22 protein-coding genes and 1 riboswitch are annotated in these 24,516 nt (G+C 36.4%); of the genes, 9 read left to right on the plus strand and 13 right to left on the minus strand.

Translation table 11 applies throughout. The annotated features are described in order from the left end of the window. Positions 1–8: 8 nt before the first annotated feature. Together B5V89_RS01445 and B5V89_RS01450 are read left to right on the plus strand one after the other, a co-directional pair. Positions 9–1,130 carry an ABC transporter permease gene (locus B5V89_RS01445; protein ID WP_108070186.1) on the plus strand — a complete coding sequence of 374 codons (1,122 nt, stop codon included), beginning with the start codon at positions 9–11 and terminating at the stop codon, positions 1,128–1,130. Beyond that, positions 1,130–2,275 carry an ABC transporter permease gene (locus tag B5V89_RS01450; RefSeq protein WP_066229010.1) on the plus strand — a complete coding sequence of 382 codons (1,146 nt, stop codon included), beginning with the start codon at positions 1,130–1,132 and terminating at the stop codon, positions 2,273–2,275. Before B5V89_RS01445 ends, B5V89_RS01450 begins: the two co-directional genes overlap by 1 nt. A 374-nt stretch (positions 2,276–2,649) precedes the next feature. Here the strand turns inward: B5V89_RS01450 and B5V89_RS01455 are convergent, their stop codons facing one another. The 3 genes from B5V89_RS01455 to B5V89_RS01465 form a co-directional block, all read right to left on the minus strand. Next, a complete protein-coding gene (locus B5V89_RS01455) occupies positions 2,650–3,438 on the minus strand; it encodes a lipid II flippase Amj family protein (RefSeq protein ID WP_108070188.1) in 789 nt (262 codons plus the stop codon). Positions 3,439–3,609: 171 nt separating this feature from the next. Further along, positions 3,610–4,455 carry a bifunctional 5,10-methylenetetrahydrofolate dehydrogenase/5,10-methenyltetrahydrofolate cyclohydrolase gene (locus B5V89_RS01460; RefSeq protein WP_108070190.1) on the minus strand — a complete coding sequence of 282 codons (846 nt, stop codon included), beginning with the start codon at positions 4,453–4,455 and terminating at the stop codon, positions 3,610–3,612. Positions 4,456–4,549: 94 nt separating this feature from the next. Then, positions 4,550–4,634, minus strand: a riboswitch (ZMP/ZTP riboswitch). Between the two features lie 69 nt (positions 4,635–4,703). Continuing rightward, a complete protein-coding gene (locus B5V89_RS01465; protein ID WP_108070192.1) occupies positions 4,704–5,210 on the minus strand; it encodes a DinB family protein in 507 nt (168 codons plus the stop codon). Between the two features lie 330 nt (positions 5,211–5,540). Here B5V89_RS01465 and B5V89_RS01470 point away from each other — a divergent pair, with 330 nt between their 5' ends. Together B5V89_RS01470 and B5V89_RS01475 are read left to right on the plus strand one after the other, a co-directional pair. Next, positions 5,541–6,032, plus strand: coding sequence for a DUF421 domain-containing protein (locus B5V89_RS01470; RefSeq protein ID WP_244913429.1), 492 nt, complete (start codon positions 5,541–5,543; stop codon positions 6,030–6,032). Further along, positions 6,011–6,466, plus strand: a complete 456-nt coding sequence (locus B5V89_RS01475) for a DinB family protein (RefSeq protein WP_108070194.1) — start codon at positions 6,011–6,013, stop codon at positions 6,464–6,466. Before B5V89_RS01470 ends, B5V89_RS01475 begins: the two co-directional genes overlap by 22 nt. Positions 6,467–6,526: 60 nt before the next feature. On the opposite strand, the gene B5V89_RS01480 is transcribed toward B5V89_RS01475, so the two are convergent. From B5V89_RS01480 to B5V89_RS01500, 5 genes are all read right to left on the minus strand, one after another. Then, positions 6,527–7,105, minus strand: coding sequence for a histidine phosphatase family protein (locus tag B5V89_RS01480; protein ID WP_066228991.1), 579 nt, complete (start codon positions 7,103–7,105; stop codon positions 6,527–6,529). A gap of 27 nt (positions 7,106–7,132) precedes the next feature. Further along, positions 7,133–8,035, minus strand: a complete 903-nt coding sequence (locus B5V89_RS01485) for a phosphotransferase family protein (protein WP_066228988.1) — start codon at positions 8,033–8,035, stop codon at positions 7,133–7,135. 20 nt (positions 8,036–8,055) lie between these two features. After that, on the minus strand, positions 8,056–8,508 hold the full coding sequence (locus tag B5V89_RS01490; RefSeq protein ID WP_066228985.1) for a GNAT family N-acetyltransferase: 453 nt from the start codon (positions 8,506–8,508) through the stop codon (positions 8,056–8,058). A 161-nt stretch (positions 8,509–8,669) separates the two neighbouring features. Beyond that, positions 8,670–10,505: a glutamine--fructose-6-phosphate transaminase (isomerizing) gene (gene glmS, locus B5V89_RS01495; RefSeq protein ID WP_107920014.1), complete on the minus strand. Its 1,836-nt coding sequence runs from the start codon at positions 10,503–10,505 to the stop codon at positions 8,670–8,672. A 192-nt stretch (positions 10,506–10,697) separates the two neighbouring features. Continuing rightward, positions 10,698–12,680, minus strand: a complete 1,983-nt coding sequence (locus tag B5V89_RS01500; RefSeq protein ID WP_108070196.1) for a methyl-accepting chemotaxis protein — start codon at positions 12,678–12,680, stop codon at positions 10,698–10,700. 308 nt (positions 12,681–12,988) lie between these two features. Here B5V89_RS01500 and B5V89_RS01505 point away from each other — a divergent pair, with 308 nt between their 5' ends. Further along, positions 12,989–14,248, plus strand: a complete 1,260-nt coding sequence (locus B5V89_RS01505; protein ID WP_108070198.1) for a glycosyl hydrolase family 18 protein — start codon at positions 12,989–12,991, stop codon at positions 14,246–14,248. 133 nt (positions 14,249–14,381) lie between these two features. After that, positions 14,382–14,828 (plus strand): hypothetical protein, encoded by a 447-nt coding sequence (locus B5V89_RS01510; RefSeq protein ID WP_244913430.1) that lies wholly within the window; start codon positions 14,382–14,384, stop codon positions 14,826–14,828. A gap of 70 nt (positions 14,829–14,898) precedes the next feature. Here B5V89_RS01510 and B5V89_RS01515 read toward each other — a convergent pair whose 3' ends face one another. Continuing rightward, positions 14,899–15,102, minus strand: coding sequence for a hypothetical protein (locus B5V89_RS01515; protein WP_213087575.1), 204 nt, complete (start codon positions 15,100–15,102; stop codon positions 14,899–14,901). A 164-nt stretch (positions 15,103–15,266) separates the two neighbouring features. On the opposite strand from B5V89_RS01515, the gene sigX reads away from it, so the two are divergent. Both sigX and B5V89_RS01525 read left to right on the plus strand, forming a co-directional pair. Next, positions 15,267–15,818, plus strand: a complete 552-nt coding sequence (gene sigX / locus B5V89_RS01520; RefSeq protein WP_066228974.1) for an RNA polymerase sigma factor SigX — start codon at positions 15,267–15,269, stop codon at positions 15,816–15,818. Continuing rightward, positions 15,793–16,950: a GerMN domain-containing protein gene (locus tag B5V89_RS01525; RefSeq protein ID WP_108070202.1), complete on the plus strand. Its 1,158-nt coding sequence runs from the start codon at positions 15,793–15,795 to the stop codon at positions 16,948–16,950. Before sigX ends, B5V89_RS01525 begins: the two co-directional genes overlap by 26 nt. A 338-nt stretch (positions 16,951–17,288) precedes the next feature. Here B5V89_RS01525 and B5V89_RS01530 read toward each other — a convergent pair whose 3' ends face one another. Then, a complete protein-coding gene (locus B5V89_RS01530) occupies positions 17,289–18,956 on the minus strand; it encodes an acyltransferase family protein (protein WP_108070204.1) in 1,668 nt (555 codons plus the stop codon). A 282-nt stretch (positions 18,957–19,238) separates the two neighbouring features. Between B5V89_RS01530 and B5V89_RS01535 the strand changes: the two genes are divergently transcribed. Beyond that, on the plus strand, positions 19,239–20,849 hold the full coding sequence (locus B5V89_RS01535) for an FMN-binding glutamate synthase family protein (protein ID WP_108070206.1): 1,611 nt from the start codon (positions 19,239–19,241) through the stop codon (positions 20,847–20,849). Between the two features lie 63 nt (positions 20,850–20,912). Here B5V89_RS01535 and B5V89_RS01540 read toward each other — a convergent pair whose 3' ends face one another. From B5V89_RS01540 to B5V89_RS01550, 3 genes are all read right to left on the minus strand, one after another. Beyond that, positions 20,913–22,286, minus strand: a complete 1,374-nt coding sequence (locus B5V89_RS01540) for a sensor histidine kinase (RefSeq protein ID WP_108070208.1) — start codon at positions 22,284–22,286, stop codon at positions 20,913–20,915. Between the two features lie 45 nt (positions 22,287–22,331). Continuing rightward, on the minus strand, positions 22,332–23,609 hold the full coding sequence (locus B5V89_RS01545) for an FG-GAP repeat domain-containing protein (protein WP_108070210.1): 1,278 nt from the start codon (positions 23,607–23,609) through the stop codon (positions 22,332–22,334). Positions 23,610–24,030: 421 nt separating this feature from the next. Continuing rightward, positions 24,031–24,186 (minus strand): aspartyl-phosphate phosphatase Spo0E family protein, encoded by a 156-nt coding sequence (locus B5V89_RS01550; RefSeq protein WP_084347497.1) that lies wholly within the window; start codon positions 24,184–24,186, stop codon positions 24,031–24,033. Positions 24,187–24,516 lie beyond the last annotated feature (330 nt).

Genomic DNA, 24,516 nt, shown 5'->3' on the forward strand with positions numbered 1-24,516 from the left:
TGATTTCGTTGAATATCATCAATATTGCATTGAAGGAAATTAAGAGTGATTTCCGCGACATTCGCACGGCAGTATTTATGCTCGCTTTACCGATTGTACTAATGCTTGTACTCGGCACCGCATTGTCGAACACATTTACAACAAGTATCCAAATAGACGATATGAACGTTTTATATAAAGATCAAACAAACGGAGAATTTTCTCAGTATTTCTCTCGGTTTGTCGTTGAGGCAAAACAATCAGGAATTCACTTTAAGAAAGCTTCGGAAGAGTTTTCCGGAAAAGAGGCTGTGAAGCAAAACAAATATGATGGTTATCTTGAAGTGAATCAAAAGGGAATCCGGCTGTATCTCAATGAACGGAATAGTATTGAAGGAAGCATTTTACAAGGAATGCTCACTTCTTTCGTCGATAAATATAATGTTGCCCAGGAAGTCGTAAAGATTGCTCCTGACCAAATTGGAACCGTTTTTTCAACTGAAAAGCATCATAATTACATTAAAAATACCTCTCTTTTACCAGAAAAATCACCAGGCTCAATGGATTATTACGCGATTGTCATGACAACGATGATTGCGTTATATGGAGCAATGTCTGCAAGCTCCCTTATTGCGGGTGAAAGGGCACGAAAAACCGGTGATCGACTAATTGTCGCTCCCGTTCGGAAAAGTGAAATTTTTATCGGGAAAGTAGCAGGAAATATCGTTTTAAATACGCTTTGTGTTCTCCTTGTTGTTCTTTTTAGCAAAATTCTCTTTCATGCTAATTGGGGTGACCATTTTGGAACCGTATTTCTTGTTTTATTTACCGAGGTGATCTTCGCAGTCAGTCTTGGTCTCGGAATTAGTTATTTGACAAAATCAAACGCATCAACAAGTGTGATTCTTATGTTAGTAATCCAATTAGCATCATTTTTCGGAGGGGCCTATTTTAAAATTGAAAATCCTGAAGGAATTTTTAAATTTATTACAGAACTTTCTCCGCTCACATGGATTAATCGAGCGGTAACGAAAATTATTTATACAAATGATCTATCGGCTGCGATCCCAGCCATCAGCTTAAATATTGGAATTGCCGTTTTATTCCTACTCATAGCGGTGATTTCAATGCGTAGACGGGAGGGATTATAATGAAGGATATCCTTTGGTTAGTCCAAAACACATTAAGTGTAACATTTAAACAAAAGAAAAATATCATTATGTACCTTTTCATGCCACTCATCGGAATCTTCATTTCTTTAATTGCTTATGGCGGTGATCAAAAGATGATCCTTCATGTTGGCGTTGTTAATCATGACGAAAGCAGGATTACAGCCGATACCATCAAGTTTCTAGAAGACTTAGAAAATGTGGAAGTTACAAAGATTGAGGAATCAAATGTACAAGAAAAAATAACATCGGGGTCACTCGATAGCGTGATTACTTTTGATCGCGGCTATTCAGAAAGTGTGTTACGTGGTGAACCAAATGATATTCAGATTACATCTATTAAAGGGGCAGAAGTTACTGGGTTTATTAAGTCCTATTTATATCAATATATCGATAATATTTCAACGCTTGGTAAGGTCGCAAATGGAAATCAACAAAATTTTGATTCCATGTATAAAAACTATCAAAAAACGGATTATACACTAACAACAAAATCATTAGCGGATACATCAAAAAATAATGATATGACCTATCAAACAGTCGGATTTTTAATCATGATTATGCTAATGTCAGCTGGGAATATGTCGGAGATTATTCTTTCGGAAAAAGAAAATCGTACGTATTTCCGATTGCTCTCAACGCCGATCAATGCGAGAACATATATACTTTCCAATGTTATTGTGAATATGATTGTGATGATTGTCCAGGTTCTTATCACTTTAACCGTTATGACAACGATATTTCATATTGATCTTAATATTCCTTATTGGGAAGCAATGGCTGTGATGTTCCTCTTTGCTTTAATATCTGTAGGAATATCGTTACTAACAACTTCCTTTGCTAACAATCGAAGTGCTGCAGGTGCACTGCAAAATTTAATCGTCTTACCAACTGTTATGTTATCTGGTTGTTTTTGGCCGGTTGAGGTGATGCCGGCTTCCATTCAAAAGGTAGCGAATTTCCTGCCACAGAGATGGACATTAGATACATTAACGAAATTGCAAGACGGAAATACATTAGGGAGCCTTTATTTAAACATTATGATTCTCCTTGCTTTTGCAGCTGCCTTTTTCTTAATAGCCATTTATAAGTTTAGTCGCAATCAAGATACAAGAAATTTTGTTTAATTTCATTGACAAACCCTGTTCCGCATAGTTCGGAACAGGGTTTTCTGTCTAGCCCCTCGGGGAGGTCAAATAATCTTCGGAGTAAAAGGAAATGATCGGACTTTTTTTAGAAACCAACCAGTTCATTAGATGCTAAAGTGAGTTTGATAAGCGGAGAAATTCCGCTTAATTTAGAAATCGCATTAAAAATGGCTTAAATAGACGTAAAAATTCCGGCTATTGACTCAAAAAACGTAAAAATGGGTAATTTTGCTTTGCTTAATCGGAAAATTTCCGCTTATATCCCCCGAACTAAGCTCTATCCAGCAGACTAACCGGAAAATCTCCGCTTATTGTCAGGGCTGAACAAGGCGCTCCACGCTTTTCCCATTTGCTCAATTAAAAAATGCAATAATCCTTGCTGCTGGTTCCAGTAATACTTGTCCAAGTAGTGTTCCTAATAACTTGGACCCGATTAACAAAATGACGAGTGCTTTTACATCGCCATACGGCCGCTTTCCTCTCAATGCTTGATCAGTAATAATGGCGGACTTTGGGTCGACAAGCAATGTTAATAAGATCGATGCAACCCCATTAATCATCCCTGATGAGGCCGAAGTAGCGAGTCGATACTTTTCATCAACGAAGGTAGATGCATAAAAAGCCGATAGCACCCCGATTGTATAGACTGCTGTAATAATTGTATTTAAGATTAATAGCCTTTTCGGAATTTCTTTATAACGTAACTTTGCCCACATCGATTTACGCGGTTTCGTCGTACTTTTTACCATTCGTTTAATATTGTTAATATGAAGAGCCTCTACAACGATTGATGGTACCGAACCTTTTATATCAAGTTTATCGACCGCTTTTGAAAAAATCTTTAAAAATGTTGGAATGAGCACGATGCCCAATATTGTTCCGGTCGTTGCCGCAAAAATAACGAGATGTAAATCCCATTTAGGGTTTAGTCCCTTTTCAATACTTAAACCAATGATTAATCCAAGCAATGGTGCTTGGAACATATTTGCCGTCCTGGAAATAAGTACAAATATATTGAATAATGATAGAGATAATGCATATTTTCCGCTCTTTACGGAGTTTAGTCTGACAGAATACGCAAGTGTATCAATTAAATGAATGATGATAGTTAATCCAATCAATTCGATTAAACGAAGATCCATGGTGGTCCCCCTATTTATAAAATCACCTTTTTAATTCTACCATCAAACATTCTTTGTTTATCAATTATTATCCTTCTTTTAGAATTAAAAATAAAACGACTATGGGTGCAATTTTGGAAAAGGAAGAATATCGCATGCAACCATAAGAAAACCTATTCAATGATGAATAGGTCAATGTTTGCTTATTGTTTCTTCAGCTGCATCTACGGTATGTTTTAGCAGCATCGAGATGGTTACAGGACCGACACCGCCGGGAACGGGAGTAATGGCGCTTGCCTTTTCACTGCAGGCTTCATAATCAACATCGCCGATATTTCCTTTGTTGTACCCTGCATCAAGGACAACGGCGCCTTGTTTAATCCAATCGCCTTGAATAAATTTCGGTTTACCTACTGCTGCTACGACAATATCTCCTAATTGAACCACTTCCGATAAATTTGTCGTTCTCGAATGACAGGTTGTTACTGTAGCATTTTCGTTAAGTAGCAAAGCGGAAACAGGTTTTCCTAAAATCGGGCTTCTTCCAATAACGACTGCATGTTTTCCTTCAATCGGAATTTGATAATAATGGAGAATACTCATAATTGCTGCTGGAGTACAGGAAGGATATTTTCCAAATCCAAGGGCAGTTTGCCCATATCCAAAGCTTGTTACACCATCGACGTCTTTTTCAATCGAAATGGTTTCAAATGCTTTTCGCTCATCAATATGGGATGGGACGGGATGCTGCAGCAAAATACCATGTACGGATGCATCTTCATTTAACTTTTGAATGGTTTCAAGTAATTCTATTGTTTCTGTTTCTTTCGGGAGATGGATACGCAATGATTTTATGCCGATTTTTTCGCATTCATTTCCTTTCATTTTTACATAGGTTGCTGAAGATGGGTCATCACCGACTAAAATCGTTGCTAAGCAAGGCGTAACTCCCTTCTCCTTTAGGACTTGTACTCGTTCCACTAATTGATTTTTAATACTCTGAGCAACTTTTCTTCCATCTAAAATAAGGTTTTCCATTGAAGATCCTCCTTAGAAAATGGCTTTTCCACTACTATTATGGAAAAGTAATTTAAAAAATAAAAAAAGATAAAGATGGTCATATTCCCTTCCTTATCTCTGCCCAGACGACCCGACTCTATAAAAGCATAGCTCCCTTGTGGTTAATTCCACAAATGTCGTCAGTTACCATGCTGTTTATTTATTATATGCTAATAGTAGCATATTGATTTTTTATCGTAAATGTATAACTAGTGAAATATCGTGAATTAAGATTGATTCAAAATGAATAAATAGGATACATAATCTGTTGGAACTCCTGTATGCCCTAGCTGTCTTAAGATTGCAGTAATATTTCCACGATGATAGGTTCCATGGTTGACGACATGCTGGATTAACTCGGCATAAGTTGTATGTAGTGTCCCGTATTTAGGATGGTGAATAGAGATACGACGATTCATATCTTCTTGATTATTGATGAACGCTTTATACTTCTCACCTAAATTAACAAACGCATCTTCCATTTCTTCGATCGTATTATCAGCGTTTTCTTCCTTCAATTGTGGAATGGAGGCAGCGATGTCTTCGAATGGGTCTCCTGAAATGGTTCGCAACCAGATATAATCGACTTGATACAAATGATAGAGCACCTCTTTTACCGATGAAAAAACACTGTTTACTTCCTTTGAGTATGATTTCGGTATTTCTTTCAGGTGGGTAAAAATTGCTTTGTTTGCCCAGAGATGATATTGATAAAGCTGTAGTGAATGATCCAATGAAAATCCTCCTTCAACCGTTTTCTTTTATACTAATTCATTAAAAGAAGGCAATTTTCCTTTTTTATTTTTTAAAAACTTAGGTGTCAGGCACCCTTTTTACATATGTTGTCAGTGTTTGTGCCATATTATTGAATAAGGTTGTTTATATTTGCTATATGATTGAGTGGGGGAAGAGATGGATTCGATTTCTAGTACTATTATTCGGACTTTTATAGGCTTTTTCGTTTTATTTATTTTGATTCGCCTTCTCGGAAAAAAGCAAATTAGCCAAATGTCTTTTTTTCTTACATAACCGGGCTTGCCCTTGGGAATATAGCAGGGGAAATGGTGATCCATAAAGATATTAAAATTATTGATGGGATTACAGGGATTGCCTTATGGGTTTTCCTAACCGCTGCGATTGAGTTTATCGTCTTTAAATCATCAAAAGCAAGAGGCCTTTTAGACGGAGAGCCTACCATTCTTATCAAGCATGGAAAAATTATTGAGAAAGCACTTTCCTCCAATAAATTAAATATGGATGATTTAACTATGCTTTTACGTATAAAAAACGTGTTTGCTGTATCTGAAGTAGAGTATGCCATTTTAGAACCAAATGGACAGCTTAGCGTTCTAAAAAAAGAAGAATTCGAACCTGTCACAAAAAAAGATTCCAACATTCTAGTCAAACGAAGACCCTATATTCCAACCGAACTGATAGTCGACGGTAAAATTGTAAGCAAAAATTTAACAGAATTAAATATTAACGAAAACTGGTTAACTAATGAATTACATTTAAAAGGTGGAAGTATGAAGCAATGCAAACTCAAAAGGTATTAGACCAACTAACTGACGAATCACTGCAACAGGAAACGGCGCCGGGCCATTGGACACTTGGGCGCACCGCATGGCATGTGACGACTGCTATTAAAGTAATTGACTCACAATCCGGTCTCACATTCGATGGACCGGATAAAGATTTTCCTGTTCCTGATTCTGCACAATATATTGCCGAGCAGTATAAAAAAATGACTGAAGCCTATCAAGAAACTGTTAAAACGCAATGGACTGATGAAAAATTGCAAGAAGTTCACAATATTTTCGGAAGGGACATGTCTAATGGCGCATTATTGATGTTTGTCATTCATCATCAAATTCACCATCGCGGCCAAATGACTATCTTAATGCGTCAAGCTGGATTGTCTGTGCCGGGAATTTATGGACCATCTAAAGAAGAATGGGCGAAAATGGGAATGGAAGCACCGAAAATGTAAAAGTTCAAAGCCAAAAATGCTATCTTTTAGATATGAATTATCTACAAGATAGCATTTTTATTACTCATTTAAATGAATCGAACAATTAAATAATTCACATTCCCATCCATTTTCTTTATGAAGAATCTTAGTTAATGACGTGTTTCTCAACGATTGTTCTTGTTTTAAATGGGGAACAAGATCAGATAATAGACATTGAATAAACCCACCGTGGCTAACAATTAAAATATTTTTTGAGTGATGCTTAGTAATAATCTCTTCTATTAATGGGCGCCCCCTTTTTATCACACTATCCACCTTTTCGATTCCTAAATCCAGTTCTCTCCAACTAGAACCCCATTTTGAAATTCTCTCCGATTCAGTAGTCCCTTCGATTTGACCACCACTTACTTCACGTAGCCTTTCGTCTAAATGAAGAGGTATATGCTGCAATTTTTCTCCAATGATTTCAGCGGTTTGCCTTGCCCTTGATAAATCACTAGAATAAATCACATCCCATTTTTCTTGACTGATTCGTTCAGCTAGTTTCCTAGCCTGTAAGAGTCCTTCTTCATCAAGTGGTATATTAGAATTTCCTTGTGCTCTTCTTTCTTTATTCCACGCCGTACTCCCATGGCGAATAAAACCGATCCGTGTCATATTCTCCTCATCTCCCTATAAAAATATCTATATTTTTTTTAACAAACTTTTCATATATTGGTCCAAGCGGTCAACCATCATTTGGTCCGTGAGATTGGTAACTCCGAATGCGATCCATCCCGGATATACCTCTGGAGAGCCAAAAAGAATATCAATCAGAGACAACAAATCCCAATACGGATGATAACTGAATGAATAACCAGCTAGTTTTTCATATGCTGAAAGAAACTCATCAGCGGTGGATACACCAAATAGCATCGCTAAATTTAATCGGCAATGTCCAATATCTATCCCTGCAGGACCACGACAAGCATTCACCCAATCGACGACACCACTGACTTTATCATCTACCCATAATATGTTCGTTGGATGGTAATCTCTATGAATAAAGCATGGTTTCACCTGTGGACGCGGTTCTCTCACAAAATCGAAAACAGCCCCCCATAGTTCCGGATAACTCGACCAATCGGGAATCTCTAACTCTTTTACATCTTTATATGTAAAATAGGTCCACGGAAAATTATCCGCTTGAACCGAATGAATCCGAACAAGTGATTCAGCCAGCCCATCTAACCACCTTTCCATGTGTTGCGCTTTTAATAGAACTGTGCCTTCCAGTTTTGTCATAAGAACGGCGGGCATCCCACATCGGTCCCCCGTTTCATCAAATGCAATGATTTCAGGTGTTGGGATAGGGGCTTTTCTCGCCAAACGCAAGCTTTCCGCTTCGTGTCTGGCTAAGTCCGGTTCTTCCTTCAGCCATTCATCGTTATCAAATTGACGTAGGACGACATCCCCCGTTGTAAGTGAAATGTGATGAACAGCCGACGAGATTCCACCATGCAGTCTTTTAATTGAACGAATCTCTGTTTCGGAACCGACAGACTTTCGCACCCAATCCAGCACTTGATCAGATAATGCTGATTTCATTTTTGTTCCTCCAAAACTATTTAAAGATCTTGAGATAGGCGTACCATATCAATCGTTTGTATTCCATTTTCATAGATTTCCTCGTCATAGTGCCGGAGGAAAAAATCGCGATCAATACCAATCATGCGAAATCCACATTTTTGGTATAGGGCAATTTGTGAAATACTTGAATTCCCTGTCCCTACTTCAATCGTTTTGAAACCTTGTGTTTTTGCCTGTTGAATGGCATGGAAGACTAATTGTTTTCCAATGCCTTTCCCTTGTTGTGCTTCATCAACGGCTATATTCACTAATTCAACTGTCTCAGGCCTTGTTGGAAGCAACACATATTCGCCAACCATCTTGCCACTTTGTTCAGCGATAAAGCATTGTCCCCTTTTTAAATATTCTTCAACTAGTTTTTTAGAGGGATCAGCTAGTAATAATAGATCCATAGGTGGATCTTCATTCAAATATAATTTCCTAATCTCCATCTTATTCTCCCTTTTATTTTTTTACGAAAAAATATGGTAAAACTATTGCTTTTTATCAAAATTATGGAACCTATGCCCGCAAACATAAGAAATTACTCCACTTTTTCACAAATAAAGGAACTAGTGTCTGTAGAATCGACATCCCCTCTTGATACCCATTCTTATTCAACAGTTAAGCTCTTCGCTAAATTTCTTGGTCGATCAACATCATAGCCTCTCACCGTTCCCGCATAATAGGCTAATAATTGCAGCGGGATGGCGGCAATGATCGGCATTAAAAAAGGATGGACTTCTGGAATATACATAACTTCGTCGACAATTTCACTAATGTCATCGTCCCCAATTGTTGTTACTCCTACAACAAACGCATCTCTCGCCTTAATTTCTTTAATGTTATTGATTGTTTTATCACGTAAATGTATCTGCGTAGAGAGGGCAATGACCGGAACTCCCGGAGTGATTAAGGCCATTGTTCCGTGTTTCATTTCACCCGCTGCATAGGCATCTGCATGTAAATAGGCGACTTCTTGCAGCTTAAGTGCTCCTTCCAATGCAAGCACATAATCGAGCCCCCTCCCAATAAGAAACAGGTTATCTTGATCTTCTGTCACTTGTGCGAACTGATCAATTGCATCTTGTGTCATAATTAACGTTTTCTCAACTTCTTCAGGAAGATTATATAATTCTTTTATCATTTCCGGAATCCGATCCATACCCGGACCATTTGTTTTTTCTGTTAACACGATTGCGAGCAGCAGTAAGACTGTAATTTGGGTAGTATAAGCCTTTGTTGCAGGAACGGATAATTCCGGTCCAGCATTTGTACATATCGTACAATCCGCTTTCCGTGCAAGATTACTGCGCTGTCTATTTGTAATTGCTATTGTTGAACTGCCATGTAATTTCGCTTCTTTTAAAGCGGATAATGTATCAGCTGTTTCTCCCGATTGACTAATGAAGATGACGAGATTTTTCTCATTAAGCGGTCCATGCTCATAGCGAAATTCGGAAGAAATCGACACTTCGACAGGTAGATTGAGCATCGATTCCATAACTTTTTTTCCTACCATTCCAGCATGGTAAGCTGTACCTGTTGCGACGATATCAATTTTTTGATATTGATCGATTGTTTTTTCTGCTAAAAAAGACTCAAGTTCCGGAATATGAACACGATCATCGATTAGTCTGCCTTCTAATGTTTTCTTAATTTCTTTCGGTTGTTCAATAATCTCTTTTAACATATAATGCTCATGTTCTTGCCTGCTAAAATCAGCCTGATCCCACTCGACAATTTTTTTCTCTGGTTGAATGGACATTCCTTCAACCGTCTCTACTTTTATTCCTTTAGGAGAAAGGACTGCAATTTCACCGTTTTTAATAGGATATATTTCTTTCGTATAGGAAAGAATCGCAGAGATATCCGATGATAAAAATGCCTCATCCTGACCAAAACCGATAATTAAAGGATTCTCTTGTGATATGGCGATGATGGTATCGGGATCAGATTTTGACATAATTGCTAACGCAAATGAACCTTTTAAATATGGCAAAACTTTTTTTACCGTATCCGCAAAATTGCCTGTATCAAAATGTGCAAGTAGATGTGGAATCACTTCTGTATCGGTCTCGGTAGTAAAATGGTGACCATTTTCTATTAACATATTTTTAAGCTGGCGATTGTTTTCGATAATCCCATTATGAACGACAAAAAATTGTTCATTCTCATCGCTTAATGGATGTGCATTCAATACTGTAGGTGCACCGTGTGAGGCCCATCTTGTATGGCCGATACCAAGCTTTCCATTCGTCATCGGCTCAATTTCCAATAATGCTTCTAAATCCTCGACACGTCCTTTTTCTTTACGTACTTCAATCGTTTTCATATTCGAAATGGCAATTCCAGCTGAATCGTAGCCACGGTAATCCAAATGGGTTAAACAATTTAATATGACAGTATGAGCCGAAGATTTCCCTATATATCCAACAATTCCACTCACGATCTTTTCACCTCGATTTGATACTTAAACTTATGTAAATTTCATTATAAGTATTATATACGATAAAGTTGCGGAACTGGTATAGATATCCATTGGTTCATTGTTCAATTGGCTGAACTAGGTGATGTATTTTAGAAAATACATGCCACCAAATAGAAAACCCCTCGTTCCAATTTGGAAGAGGGGGAGTTGTTACAGTTTAAATTTTTTCAAAAGTAATTGAAGATCTTCCGCAAGTTTCGACAATGCTTTCGATGAAGAAGTAATTTCTTGCATTGATGCAACTGTTTCTTCTGTTGTTGAGGCAATTTCATCTGCTGCCGATGAGTTTTCTTTTGCAATCGACGCAAGTTCGTTCGCTATAGATGTAACCTCTTCAACACCGGCAGTAATTTGTTGTGAAATCGCTGCAACGTCCTCCATTTGTGGAGCAATTTCTTTCATTCCATGTAAAATTTGATTGAATTTTGCAATTGTTTCTTTTGAAATTGAAAGCCCCAACTCCACTTTCTGAGTCGCGTCATGCATTGTCTGTACAGAACTGTCGGTTTCCTTTTGTATTTCCGTAATGAGTGTTGATATTTGCTGTGCTGATTGTCTTGATTGTTCGGCGAGTTTTCTAATTTCGTCAGCTACTACTGCAAAGCCTTTTCCGGACTCTCCAGCTCTTTCAGCTTCAATCGCTGCATTTAATGCCAGCAAATTCGTTTGATCGGCGATTCCCGTAATCATTTCAATGATCGTACTAATTTCCTTGGAACGATCAGATAGAGCAGTAATTTTTACATTGGACTGTTCCACCGATTGATAGATTTCCTTCATCTGCTCGACTGTACGATTAACAAACGCTCCACCTTCATCTGCCAATTTGGTTGTACTTCTTGTCAATTCTGTTACCTGTGTCGTGTTATCTGCTACCCTTCCAATGCCGAGGGCAATTTCATCCATTGCATTTGCGTTATTTTCAATACCAACCGTTTGATTTTCTGCTCCTTTCGAAATTTGTTCAATCGCTGCCGCGACATGTTCTGTAGCACTTGTCGTTTCTTCCGCACTTGCATTCAATTGTTCCGAAGATGCGGAAAGCTGAAAGGCACTTTCATCTATTTGCTGAATTAACTCCCTTAAATTTCTTGTCATCGAATTAAAGGATTGGGCTAAATCATTGATTTCGTCGGAAGTTTGTACGTCTATATTTAAGGATAAATCCCCTTCACTCACCTGATTAGCTGCATTTTTTAATTTATGCAGTGGTGTAATTATAGAACGAATGATAAGGAATATTGCGATTCCACCAATAATGAACGCTATTAGGTTAATGAGTCCCGTGTTCAACATAATCGGTCTTGCTGCATCAGTTGTTTCTGACAAATACATCGTTCCCGCTATCTTCCAACCGGTTAGCTTATTCGTGTTAAACACCATTTGTTTCGCGGCACCATCTAAATGATAAGTAAATTGTCCGGCGTCTTTTTTGTAAAGCTTATTGTAAAAAGATTGTGTTGCTGCTTTTCCACCTTTTTCGTGCGGATGGGCGATAAACTTTTCGCTCTTGTCCAATATCATGGTATACCCTTTAGCACCAATATTAATTTTCTTAGCGATACTATTAATATTTTCCAAAGAAATATCTATTCCTATTACTCCGGAATGGTCATTCAATGTTTTTGCAATGGTAATAACCATATCACCTGAAGTTGAGGATATATATGGCTCAGTAATAATTGTCTTACCCGGCTGTTTCATCGCTTCTTGATACCATGGTCTTTGACTAGGTACATATCCTTTTGGAACATTACTTTTCGGAGATTTAATCATTAATCCTGTTTCTGTACCAATATAAGCTAATTGCACATATTTATGAAGCTTTATATACTGATCGAGTTTCGTACGTATCTTTGGACTTTCTAACCCTTTGTAATCTTTTGATGTTATTGTTTCTGCAAAAAAATCAGCATCCGATAAATAAGGGGATATTGTATCATCAATAATATTATTTAAAGTATCTACATTTTCACTTGCTGCTCTCATCATTTCCTTTTCAAGGCTATTTTTCGAGCTGAAATAAGACGATGCACCGATAATTACTGTTGGTACAATTAACATAATCACAAAAGATACAGATAATTTTTTTCGAATCGTCATCTTGAAGAATTTATTTAATTTGATTTTCACGTTGCTAGTCTCCTTGGTTCGTTATAAGAAAGAAAATTTATGTATCTTCTCACTTAAAAGCTTTATTATCCATCACTGTTGATTTTTCGCTGTTGGTCTGCTCTGATCATTGTAGTTAAAAAATCAACAATTGATTTAGATTATTATTAATCTCTTTTTTTATCGACAATTTTTTTAACATTTTTAGATTTATTTTCTCGTTAAAATTTCCCATTTTATATTTATTTTCGACTTGTCCTTATTCATTCGATAAGCATATAGACAGGTATGTATTTCATACAATGTTGTATGGAAAGGAGTCGATCATCATGTTTATTTATACCGTTCAACAAGGCGATTCTTTATATCGAATTGGTTCGAAGTATTCGGTTCCTGTTGAACAGATTCGACTTGCGAATGGCTTAAATCAAGTGAATATCGTTCCCGGGCAGGCATTACTTATTCCTTCGTACACATACATTGTCCAGCCCGGGGATAGTTTTTATACAATTGCACAAATGGCTTCTGTATCCGTTGAAAGTCTTAGAAGAGCAAATCCTTCCATTAACCCTGCTCGATTACAAGTAGGAATGATAGTTAGAATCCCTAATATTTCAAATTATTATGTGACAAGTTTAGGGTATTATTCTGTAAGAACTCCACAAGCAGATCAACGATTAATCACCGACTTCTCGCCTTATCTTACCTATATTGCTCTTTTTGAATATCATTTTTCTCCTGATGGCGGATTAAGCACACTAAACGATCTTACAGCAATTAAAACAGCATGGTCGCATAGGGTAAAACCATTAATGACAATAACTAACTTAACGGAATCTGGATTTAGTTCACAATTGACTAGTCAAATGCTGAATAATTCTACAGCAAGAAATACACTCATTAACCGAATCTTACAAGAAGTATCAACGAAAGGATACGATGGCGTAAACATTGATTTTGAAATGACTCTTGAGAAGGATAGAGATCTTTTTACTGGATTTTTGCGAGAGCTTCGTGATCGGTTAAAGCCTGCCGGTCATTTATTAACGATTGCTGTCCCACCGAAAACAAGTGACAATATCCCTTGGCTGAAGGGCTACGATTATGGCGGAATAGGCTCTGTCGTCGACTTGATGTTTATTATGGCGTACGACTGGCATCATAGTGCTAGTGAGCCTGGACCAGTTGCTCCTATTAATGAAGTAAGACGGACGATTCAATTTGCAATTGATCGAGTTCCGCGGAAGAAAATACTATTAGGTCTTCCTCTATATGGTTATGATTGGACACTGCCTTATAATCCAAAAACGATTGCTCCGGGAATTTCTAATCAAAATGCTGTACGGCTTGCCATGCAGCACCAAGCAGAGATCCACTATTCAAAGGAATATGAATCTCCCTATTTCTATTATGTTGACGGTCAAGGAAATCGTCATGTAGTTGGATTTGAGGATGCTAGAAGTATAAGCAAAAAGATGCAGCTTATCCGTGAATTCCAAATTGGCGGTGTCGGGGCGTGGCAGTTATCACTAGGCTTCCCTGAAGGTCCGTGGCTTTTGACAAAGTTTTTTCATATTAATAAAACTTAAATCTATCGGAGGGAACAAAATCTTTGGTTCCCTCCCTTTATTTTCGAGAAATTGTGTTAAAGAGGTTAGTAGGTTTTCCTTTTTTTATTTTTGGGTATTAAGTTATAAAACTAATTTGAAAGGAGTATCGATGATGGACAATCTAGCTACAAAAAAAAATAAAGAAGTAATTCAATCTAAATTAATGATTCAGGTTTTTGATGAACAAGGAAGTTATCCTTTTCGATCTTTAGATTTTTCAAATAAGATTGTTTTTGAAATGTTTGATTATACATTACGAACTCCTTTAGAGAAGGCAGATGCGTTTTCTCAATTATTGAAGGTTCCCTTTGAGTGTAATCTTTGGATTCTTCCAGTTACTGAAAAAACTTTAGCGTATCAACAAGCAATCCCTGAATTAAAGTCTGCCGCTTTGTTGGATATGCTGTCATCTATTAAAGATACGATACAAAGGGATCGAACATTTATCATAACAACCCTTCAACAAATTAAGTCTATCGCTAAATTTTGTAAGAACCTCGGGTTTACTTTAAAAAATTTGGAACAGAGGGAATTAGAAAATATCCGAGTTTCGTATTGATTACATATTTAAAAAGAACTGTGGAAGGATGAAATTGATGTACATTCTTCCGCAGTTTTTTTCTACTTATCTATTCATTTTTATATTTTTTTTCACTAGATGAGGTATCTTTACTTTTATGCTTATCTTTTTCATCTTGCATTTTTTCGTTTAAATCCTCCATCGGAATTGGGTCCACATTTTGCTCGCTTTCATATTTATCAAATAGACTTTCCTTTTCTGTTTTATATTGTTCTGGGTGATCGAATGTTTTAGTACTTGATTTTTTATCCACGATAAACACTCCTCGTTAGTTTTTATCCATTTACCCTTTTCATCACTCATTACACATTAACTGTGTACAATTTGTTCTCCCTCTATTACATTTAAATTAAATTTTTAAATTTTTTGTAACCTTTTTTTGTTCCATTCGACTAATGTATTTAGGGGGGAGTAGTGATGGAAAAACAATTTTATGACATTTATGAAAAGTATCATCAAAATTTATTTCAATTTCTGTTTTATATGGTTAAAAGCCGTGAACATGCTGAAGATTTAATTCAAGAAGTATATATTCGTATCCTAAAATCGTATCATCAATTTGAAAATAGAAGCAGTGAAAAAACATGGATTTTCTCCATTGCCAAACATGTTGCGTTTGATTTTTTTCGGAAGCAAAAAAGATGGAAACACCGAATATCCGATAGTTTTGATGGTGAAACAAATCTTATTAGTGACCCTGCTCCACTCCCTGAAGAGATTGCACTACAAAATGAATCCATCCAAATGATGTATCGCTGTTTAGATAAATGCAAGCTGGACCAACGGTTGGTCCTCATTTTAAGATATATACAATCCCTATCCATTCAGGAAACGGCTTCTGTATTAGGTTGGTCTGAAGGAAAAGTCAAAACAACACAGCATCGGGCCTTAAAAACGATAAGAACGCTGATGCAAAATGAAATAGAGAAAGGAGAGGAGAATTGTGGAAAAATACGGTTGGAACGATAAATCCTACGATATTGAAAAACTATTCAAGCAACTTCCGGTCGTAAAAGACCACAGGACGCCGGAAGAGATCTATCAAGCAATAGCACCTAAAGTAAAAACGAAAAAGAATCACTCATGGTTTTTTCCAACCGTTGCATCCCTTGGTACGGTTTCCGTCGCCTTCCTTATCGTAGCATCCTTATTTCATTTTTCATCAGGTTCTATAGAAGAAAAAAGCAGTGTTGAAAATGTTAAAAGAGATGTTGCCATGAAGGCATTAAGTGCACCTGAGGTACCGAATGTATTTTCCGAAACGGATCAACGCTACGTGGTGCAGAAAGATCAAAATTTCATTACACTTGGGCTTCCTGCTTCAAAGGGCGAAAATATTGTCGTGCCAATCAGTATCATAATTGATAAAAAAGAAAAAACATCTATTCAAGAATTTAAAGAAAATCTTGATAATATTCCTAGTGAATCATGGGGGCTTCAACCCGCAGACTTTGAAAATATAAATAAACTTTCCACTGCAAAAAGTGAAAAAAACGGAAAGAAGGTCATTATCGATTTGCAAGATAATCGTTCCTTAAGTTCTTCTTCAAGGGGCGGAGCTTTTATTGAAACAGTAAAGGAATCCCTCCGTTATCAAAACGTTGACGAGGTTGAGTTTCAAACAGAAGGAAAACCTGGGGCAATAATAGAGAACAATAAACAGACCATTCTTCCTATTGAATCAACTGGGCAGAAGGCGTATTTCGAATATATGTATGATCAAGATTATCCGGTATTTTTAGCTCCGTCTTCGAAAAAGTATAAGACATTGCCTGAAGCAATAACTAATATGGAAAGTGAGCATTTCAGTTCAAATCCACCATTACATGCTCCGATTCCAAGGGGTGTCGACATCCAGAAAGTGAAGACCGAAGAGGACACAAAGCATGTGACCGTTCAATTTTCGAAAGACTCTGAGCTTATGAATAATCGTACATTTACTAGGATGATTGACAGTTTACTCCTTACAGCTCGAGATTTTGGTTATAAAACAGTCACCTTTACTGGTGCTGAAGAGGCAAACATCAGTCAAATAGGAAAAATCCAATTCAATACCAAAATTCCCGTTCCCGTTGCGCCAAATCCAGTTGTTATAAAATAAATATTGCAGGCGGTTGGATCCGTCTGCATTTTTCTACTAATAAAAAGCATACCTTTAAGAAATATTAATATTCCGTACATTATTTCTTAGCAATTACTAGTTATAATAAAATATGAAAGACCTAATTTATCGGAGGTGCTTTTCATGGAAAATATATTAAATACCCTATTTATAATGGAAGTCCTCGGCTCTTTATCTTTCATCCTTTTCTGCACATTTTCTAACGAGGTATCTGTTAAAAAGAATTAATACAAACTAATCTGTTCATCCATTCTTTATGCTGTTTTCCATTTTTAATATTACGTAAAAAGGACAGCAGATTGCTGTCCTTTCATCATTTATTCATTTATTTTGAACTCACCATTTACCGAAGCAATCGTTTCCTCCGTGTCTATATAATTAAACTCAACGGATATTCCTTTTTCAATAAAAATTGAGTACGGAAAATCGGTTGATTGTACGACAAAGATTTTGTCATTGCCTTTAAGCATAAATTTCACAGCTGTTCCACGATCGGTTTCTGCCTTATATACATGTGAAATAATTCCTTTTTGTGATTTTAGCAAAGCTTTATCGGTAGGAGTTGTTTCATCCTTCCCGAGCTTCGTGGCGATTGCGTATTTATAATCATCAAATAAGGAGCGTTTTGTGTCCCCTGTACTATAAACCTTTTCATCCTTTGCATTGATGAGCATCATTTGGCGGAACACATGATTTGAATCCATTAGTGGAACCACCCATGTAAATTGACCATAAATTGTATAAAGAATTGGTGTCCCGGCTTCATATTTATTGGCTCTAAATGTTTTTTCAGCGACATTCATTGCTGATTTCCCATTTAATAGTCCATTTCCTTCTGTATAAAATGTAAATTTCCCTGTTCTCGCATTTAATATAGAGTAACTCACCATCGAGCCGCTCCCTGATTTTGGACGAGTGAAATCAGTGAACCAATGCAATTGCAAATCTTCGTTAAACACTCCATTCACTTCATCTATATCTTCCCATTCCGTCGGAACCATTACATCCTCCTGAGAAAAGAGGGAATTCCAGAATCCATGAACATATTTTCCGTACCATTCATTCCAATCTTCGGCTACGGTTGTCGGGATTGCATGATCAATAAAGTCTGGTAATTTGTCGATCGGATAATCTTTTGTGCTTCCGGTTACCGGATCAACTAAATAAATTCCTTTGACATCAATAATATTACGAAACTTTTCATATTTTCCATAGGGGATAACATAGTATGGATGATCATTATCATCCGGTTCAAAACTAACGTCTAATAGAATCATATCTTTATGAATCAAGCGTACATGCCTTTTCACATCTTTATTAAAAAATGCTGAAGGTACATAGGCCATTTCAACTTTGACAAGCTCTGCTTCGGCACGCTCATCTTCAGCACTCATTTTAATATATCCAGGGACTTTATCTCCTTTGAGCCATTTAAAGAAACCTGTATATTCAATCGGGGTCACCCAGTAAAGATGATTGTCGATTTTTTGAATGGTTGATTCCCCTAGATCATAATAAGAGGAATGCTTAAGTTCACCTATAAGCTTTTCGCTACGGTATCTTGCATATTTTTCCGGTACAACAGGGATATGTTTTTCATCAATAGCGGAGACATCTTTCTTCGCAACCGTTACCTTTTGTTTAACAAACTCGTATTTGTCATTTGTGATCGTTATCGGATAAATAAAGGTAAAATATAGCCCTCCAATGATAAACGCGAAACCTAGTAAAGGTGTCAGTACCCCGTATTTCACTTTGATAAATGGGATATCGAGAATGAAAAAGATGCCGATAATATACAAGCCATAGCTTATAAATGCTTCCCATGTATGATCAATAAGACCGAAATAGGTAAGAACAAAAGTAATGACAATTCCCGCAATTAAACGTAATCCTTGAAAATACAAAAATGCCTTCACTTTATAATAGTTTTTCCATATAAATGGGTTTAATGTTAATGCAAATAATGAAATAAGATAGTACATATTATTCCTCCATTTGTATGTCTCTTGAATAGAAAGAATATCGATCTATTCGACTACTTAACTTACTAATACGTGTTTACCTGAAAAAAGTTTCATTATTAGACAAGAACAAATGCACGGGGCTAGGCGCTGAAGCTAGACAAAGTAGATATTTATTAGAAACATTAAACATAAAAAAAATTATACTCCCTCTTACCTTTCAAAAAATACCCCTTTCAGGAATCTTTTATATTATGTTGAAGTAAGTTTAGGTAGAAGACTTTTGCGAAAGGGTGAGAAATGATGAATTGGACACAAATTTTATTAGTTATTATTTTTATTTTAATGGTAGCTGTTTTTGTAGTTCCAATTGGCTTTTATTTTTGGATATCTTACCGTGATGCACGTCAGAAAGAGCATGCTGTATTACGAAATTATCCAGTTTTAGGTCGTATTCGGTATATTGTCGAAAAGATTGGACCTGAGTTACGGCAATATTTATTTTTAAATAATGAGGAAGGAAAGCCTTTTTCAAGAAATCAGTATGAAAGTATTGTAAAATCGGGCAAGTACAAAGAAAGAATTACCTCCTTCGGTTCTGAACGTAATTTTGAGGGATCAGGATTTTTTCTTAAAAATGCAATGTTTCCAACTCAGCGGGAAGATTTAAGGATTGTGCAACAACCAAAAATATCTACATATCTTTATAAAATTGATAATGAAAAACTGTTGAGCAGAAAAGAGCATTCTGAAAAAGCGGATGTCGATCCCTATTATTTATCCGAACACGATCAAATCATCATTGGAAAAGGTCGGTGTATGAAGCCATTTCATGTAAAAGGGTTAATTGGACAATCTGCGATGAGCTACGGTTCTCTTGGCAAAAACGCAATTACCGCTCTTTCGAACGGGCTTGGGTTAGCGGGGGGAACATGGATGAATACCGGTGAAGGTGGGTTGTCCTCGCATCATTTGAAGGGGAATGTAGATATCATTGCTCAGATTGGACCGGCCCTTTTCGGTTACCGTACAGATGATGGAGAATTTTCGTGGGAACGTTTTAAGGTAAAAAGTGAAATCGAACAAATAAAGGCGTTTGAAATAAAGTTGGCCCAAGGAGCAAAAATTCGTGGCGGACATGTGGAAGCGGAAAAAGTAACACCTGAAATTGCAGAGATTCGAAGTGTTCCGCCATGGACAATGATTGATAGTCCCAATCGTTTTCGACAGTTCCACGATACAAAAGGATTATTAGACTTTGTTCAACAGTTAAGAGAGGTTGGCGGCAAACCTGTTGGTATAAAAATTGTTGTCGGTAATCGAGATGAAGTAGAAGAATTGGTCAAAACAATGGCACAGGAGGAGAAAGTTCCCGATTTTATAACAGTTGATGGTGGAGAAGGCGGAACGGGAGCCACCTATCAGGAATTAGCGGATGGTCCGGGATTGCCTCTATATACAGCACTTCCAATTACACATGAAATGTTAAAGAAATACGATTTGCGTAATCATGTGAAACTTATTGCTTCAGGAAAATTAGTTACTCCCGAAAAGATGGCCTACGCTCTTTGCTTAGGGGCCGATTTAATAAATACAGCACGTGCCTTTATGATCTCAGTCGGTTGCATTATGGCGCAAACCTGTCATTCGAACACATGCCCAGTCGGAGTAGCGACAACTGATCCAAATCGCGAAAAAGCTTTAGTAATCGAAGAAAAAATGTATCGTGTCTGCAATTATGTCATTTCAACAAGAGAAGGATTATTTAATCTTGCAGGAGCAGCCGGCCTGGCCTCCCCAACAGAATTCAATGAAACACATCTCATGTTTCGCACATCAAACGGCCAACTATACTCCGGAACGGAATACATGCAAGGCCTAATCAAACCATCAATCGACCAAATCACCCTCTAAACGGTGTCAGGCACCATTTATGCAAATTCTGCAATAATTATGCAGAAAAATGAATAAATGGTGTCAGGTACCGAATGGCAAGTAGATAGAAACGGTTGTACCTTCGTTCGGTTTGCTGTTAATTTTGATGGTTCCTTCGTGTAAATCAATGATTTCTTTTGAGATGGATAGTCCCAATCCCGCTCCGACTGCTTTTGCGTTGACTTGGTAAAATTTATCCATTAGCTTAGAAATTTGACTTGATTCGATCCCAATCCCCTCATCTTCAATCGAAATACAGACGCCTTTTCCCATCTTCTTCATTCGAATGATAATCTCCCCATCTATGTGTGAAAATTTGATAGCATTATCAATAATGTTTAAGAATACTTGTTTTAATCGATTGGGGTCCGCATCTATTATAACCGGTAGTAGTTCAGATACAATGTTAATCTTTTTTGCCTCGGCTTTTTTCTCAAGCTGCAATACTGCTTGTTCAATAATTCGGTCAACCTGTATTCCCTCTTTATAAACCTTTAAGTGATTTGCTTCTAAACGAGAAAAATCTAACAAATCCTCAACTAATCCAATTAAACGATTCGTCTCATTTGAAATGATTGTCATCCCTTGCTCAACTTCTTCTTTCGTCAAATCATCATAGGAACGTAGCGTTTCCGACCAGCCTTTTATACCTGTTAATGGCGTCCTTAACTCATGAGAAATCGAGGAAATAAATTCATTTTTCATTTTATCTGTTCGTGCAATTTCATCAGCCATAAAATTTAGCGATTGCGCAAGCTCACCAAGTTCATTTTGATATTTTTCATCAACTCTTGCTTTGAAATGTCCCTTTGCCATCGATGTTGAAAACTCAATAATTTTTTTTATAGGATTTACGAAGGAGTTTGCTAATTTTAAACTAATAAGAAAAACAATAATTGCCACAATACTCCCAATTACAAGCATTTCGAACATCAGTGTATTCATCATTTTATTTACCTGGGACAATGAAGAAATATATTTCAACACACCAACAACTTGTCCTTGATACATTAAAGGGGTATACACAGATAGTACTTTTTCCTTATTATCCTCCGTAGTTTCAACCGAATAGTTAGAATGACCTTCAAGCACAGCCGGGTCAACTGGAATAATTTCATTTTTTACTTTAAATCCGGACGAGGATTGAATAATTTCTCCTTTTCGGCTAAGTAGCTGTAATTCGGCATATTCATAATTGAAATTATCCATAATATCCCCGCTCATTTCCCTGATATTATTATTGGACAACGTATTATATTTGTTAAAAAATGACGAGGAGGTTTCTGCATGGTTTTCCAGTGTGTTGGCGATTCCTCCATAATAATATTGCTTAAGAAAAATACTAAATAGCCCAATGAAAAGAAAGAGCATTAACACAATGATTGTCATAAAATATAAAATTACTTTCCTCTTCATACGTCATGGCCCTTCCATCTATAAAATAATTGTATGGGAAATAACTTATTCAAAATCTTCACCTAATAAATGAAAATAAACTTGGTATTCACTCATCTTTGCTTGTGACTGAGTGACAAACGTATACTTTTCGGATTTAGTAATTACACGGGAATTTGTTGAAGTTAGTGACTCATGATTTGGATACCACTGTATATCAAATACGATATTTTTTTTAGGTAAATCAATAATTTTTAATGAATTCTTTCCTCTTTCCACCGTCACATTCATCCACCATTTTTTAGGAATGACAACGTAAAATCCGTGTGTGACGTCTACATATCTTTCCTCAACTTTCGTGCCTTTCCCTTTTGAATCATACTGTGTATATGTTACTATCCATGGCGTGTCGGAATATGGGGCATCTTCCCATCCTTGAGGTTGATACATATTTCCAACTTCAGTAATCTCGTCATCATTTACATCTCTTGAATCAAGGTAGTAAGCTTTTAATAATTGTCGTTCGTCTATTTTTATTCTTTCTAATTGTTGATTTGATAATTTTATAATATCGGTCCACCCTGAGTGTGCACCTGTTCCGGAGTCTAGAAATAGTGCCTTTCGGTGATCACTTAATTGACCAATGAAGACATTCTCGATTCCATTTACATATTCACGCAATTTCAATTTTGAGATTGTCTCTATTTTTTTATGCCTCCATTGTAATAATTGTACATTTGCATTTTTAGATCTGTTAAAAGTAACAAGCGATATATCTGGAACTTTATCGTTATTAAAATCATCTACGACAACATCAGTGTATTGTTTTGTAAAAAACCTGTTTAATGTATGGCCTTTCATTGTGTAAATATGCAATTCCCTCGTCATATTTTCTGGCAAAACTTCAGTCCCGGGATATGTGGAATCTATTCCAAGTGCGATATCCTTCTTGCCATCTTGATTTATATCAGCAAAATAAAGCGTATGAAGCTGGTAACCACCAACCTGTTCATGGATTGTTTTTACCCAGCTATTATTTTTCTTTTTAAAAATTAATACATATATTTCGCGATCGAATTCTTCATTTCTGTAAAAAACAATCGCTTCATCAACATGATCTCCGTCAATATCGACCATGTGAATTGTTTCTTTCGTTGAACTCTTAATAGGAGTAACAAGAACGGCACCCGCAGGCATTGCCTTCTTAATTGCTTTCGTTAAAAATTGCTTATTCTTTGATAACTGCGGAATTTGAATCAGCGATGTCGGAGATTTACCCAAATCACAACCTGTTATCAAGATGATGCTTATAAATACCATCAGATATATAATTAAACGTTTCATCCCAGCTTTACCTTTCTACAAACAATTAGTCAAATCATTATTATTCTTTGAATCGTAAATAGTATCCTACAAAATCCCCTTAACATCTATCCCACTAGAATAATACCAGTATACAGCCCCCACCACCAAAAATGGTAACAAAGAAGTAACATATGGTGTCACATATGGTGTCAGGCACCATTTATGCAAATACTTTAATAATTATTCTCAAAAATGCATAAACGGTGTCAGGTACCGTTTATGCATTTTTTGGATTATTTATACACAAATATGAATAAATGGTGCCAGGCACCTATGGGAGGGGTGTTCAATGGATTGTTGTTTTTACTTTATAGGGAATTTTTCTTATGATTTTGAGTGTACATTTCAATTGAGATATCGCCACCAACGAGAGGTGGCTATAGTATTAGGATCAAGTTGGCTACATTTTTAATTGGTATTCGTATATCAACTGATCCAATTTTTGACTATATGCTACAGTGTCCATATTTTTCAATCCTTTATTCAATCCCTCTTCTATCATTTTTTGTCTTAGTTTTTCAATCTTTTCTTTTAATCTAAACTCATCATATGGCATGGGCCTTTTCTCCCACTTTCAAGCAAATTTACTATTTTTATAAATATTATGTAAAAATTTTAGTAAAATTGGAATAGATTCGACAATAGTTTTAACAAAATGACAAAAAATTCCTTTACACGACAAAATACCTAACAAAGAAATCTCCTCATACCATTTAAATAATCTTCAAAAGGTCATCTACTTTTACGCTTTCGAAAATTCCTTTTATTTTCAATGAAAAATACATAAACTCCTTTCCACAGTACAAAGTACAAATGATTTTTCACATTTATCATATACGTGTTATGTATTTAACGGTCAAGCAATTTAGGCAAAAAGAAATCGTTA

The organism is Heyndrickxia sporothermodurans, from assembly GCF_003055045.1.
GTDB classification, from domain to species: Bacteria; Bacillota; Bacilli; order Bacillales; family Bacillaceae_C; genus Heyndrickxia; species Heyndrickxia sporothermodurans.

Bases quoted from the DNA above. Each gene is read 5' to 3' on its own strand.
- B5V89_RS01450 (WP_066229010.1), top strand. From the start codon at position 1,130: ATGAAGGATATCCTTTGGTTAGTCCAAAACACATTAAGTGTAACATTT.
- B5V89_RS01455 (WP_108070188.1), bottom strand. From the start codon at position 3,438: ATGGATCTTCGTTTAATCGAATTGATTGGATTAACTATCATCATTCAT.
- B5V89_RS01460 (WP_108070190.1), bottom strand. From the start codon at position 4,455: ATGGAAAACCTTATTTTAGATGGAAGAAAAGTTGCTCAGAGTATTAAA.
- B5V89_RS01475 (WP_108070194.1), top strand. From the start codon at position 6,011: ATGCAAACTCAAAAGGTATTAGACCAACTAACTGACGAATCACTGCAA.
- B5V89_RS01480 (WP_066228991.1), bottom strand. From the start codon at position 7,105: ATGACACGGATCGGTTTTATTCGCCATGGGAGTACGGCGTGGAATAAA.
- B5V89_RS01485 (WP_066228988.1), bottom strand. From the start codon at position 8,035: ATGAAATCAGCATTATCTGATCAAGTGCTGGATTGGGTGCGAAAGTCT.
- B5V89_RS01490 (WP_066228985.1), bottom strand. From the start codon at position 8,508: ATGGAGATTAGGAAATTATATTTGAATGAAGATCCACCTATGGATCTA.
- B5V89_RS01505 (WP_108070198.1), top strand. From the start codon at position 12,989: ATGTTTATTTATACCGTTCAACAAGGCGATTCTTTATATCGAATTGGT.
- B5V89_RS01510 (WP_244913430.1), top strand. From the start codon at position 14,382: ATGGACAATCTAGCTACAAAAAAAAATAAAGAAGTAATTCAATCTAAA.
- sigX (WP_066228974.1), top strand. From the start codon at position 15,267: ATGGAAAAACAATTTTATGACATTTATGAAAAGTATCATCAAAATTTA.
- B5V89_RS01530 (WP_108070204.1), bottom strand. From the start codon at position 18,956: ATGTACTATCTTATTTCATTATTTGCATTAACATTAAACCCATTTATA.
- B5V89_RS01535 (WP_108070206.1), top strand. From the start codon at position 19,239: ATGAATTGGACACAAATTTTATTAGTTATTATTTTTATTTTAATGGTA.
- B5V89_RS01540 (WP_108070208.1), bottom strand. From the start codon at position 22,286: ATGAAGAGGAAAGTAATTTTATATTTTATGACAATCATTGTGTTAATG.
- B5V89_RS01545 (WP_108070210.1), bottom strand. From the start codon at position 23,609: ATGAAACGTTTAATTATATATCTGATGGTATTTATAAGCATCATCTTG.
- B5V89_RS01550 (WP_084347497.1), bottom strand. From the start codon at position 24,186: ATGCCATATGATGAGTTTAGATTAAAAGAAAAGATTGAAAAACTAAGA.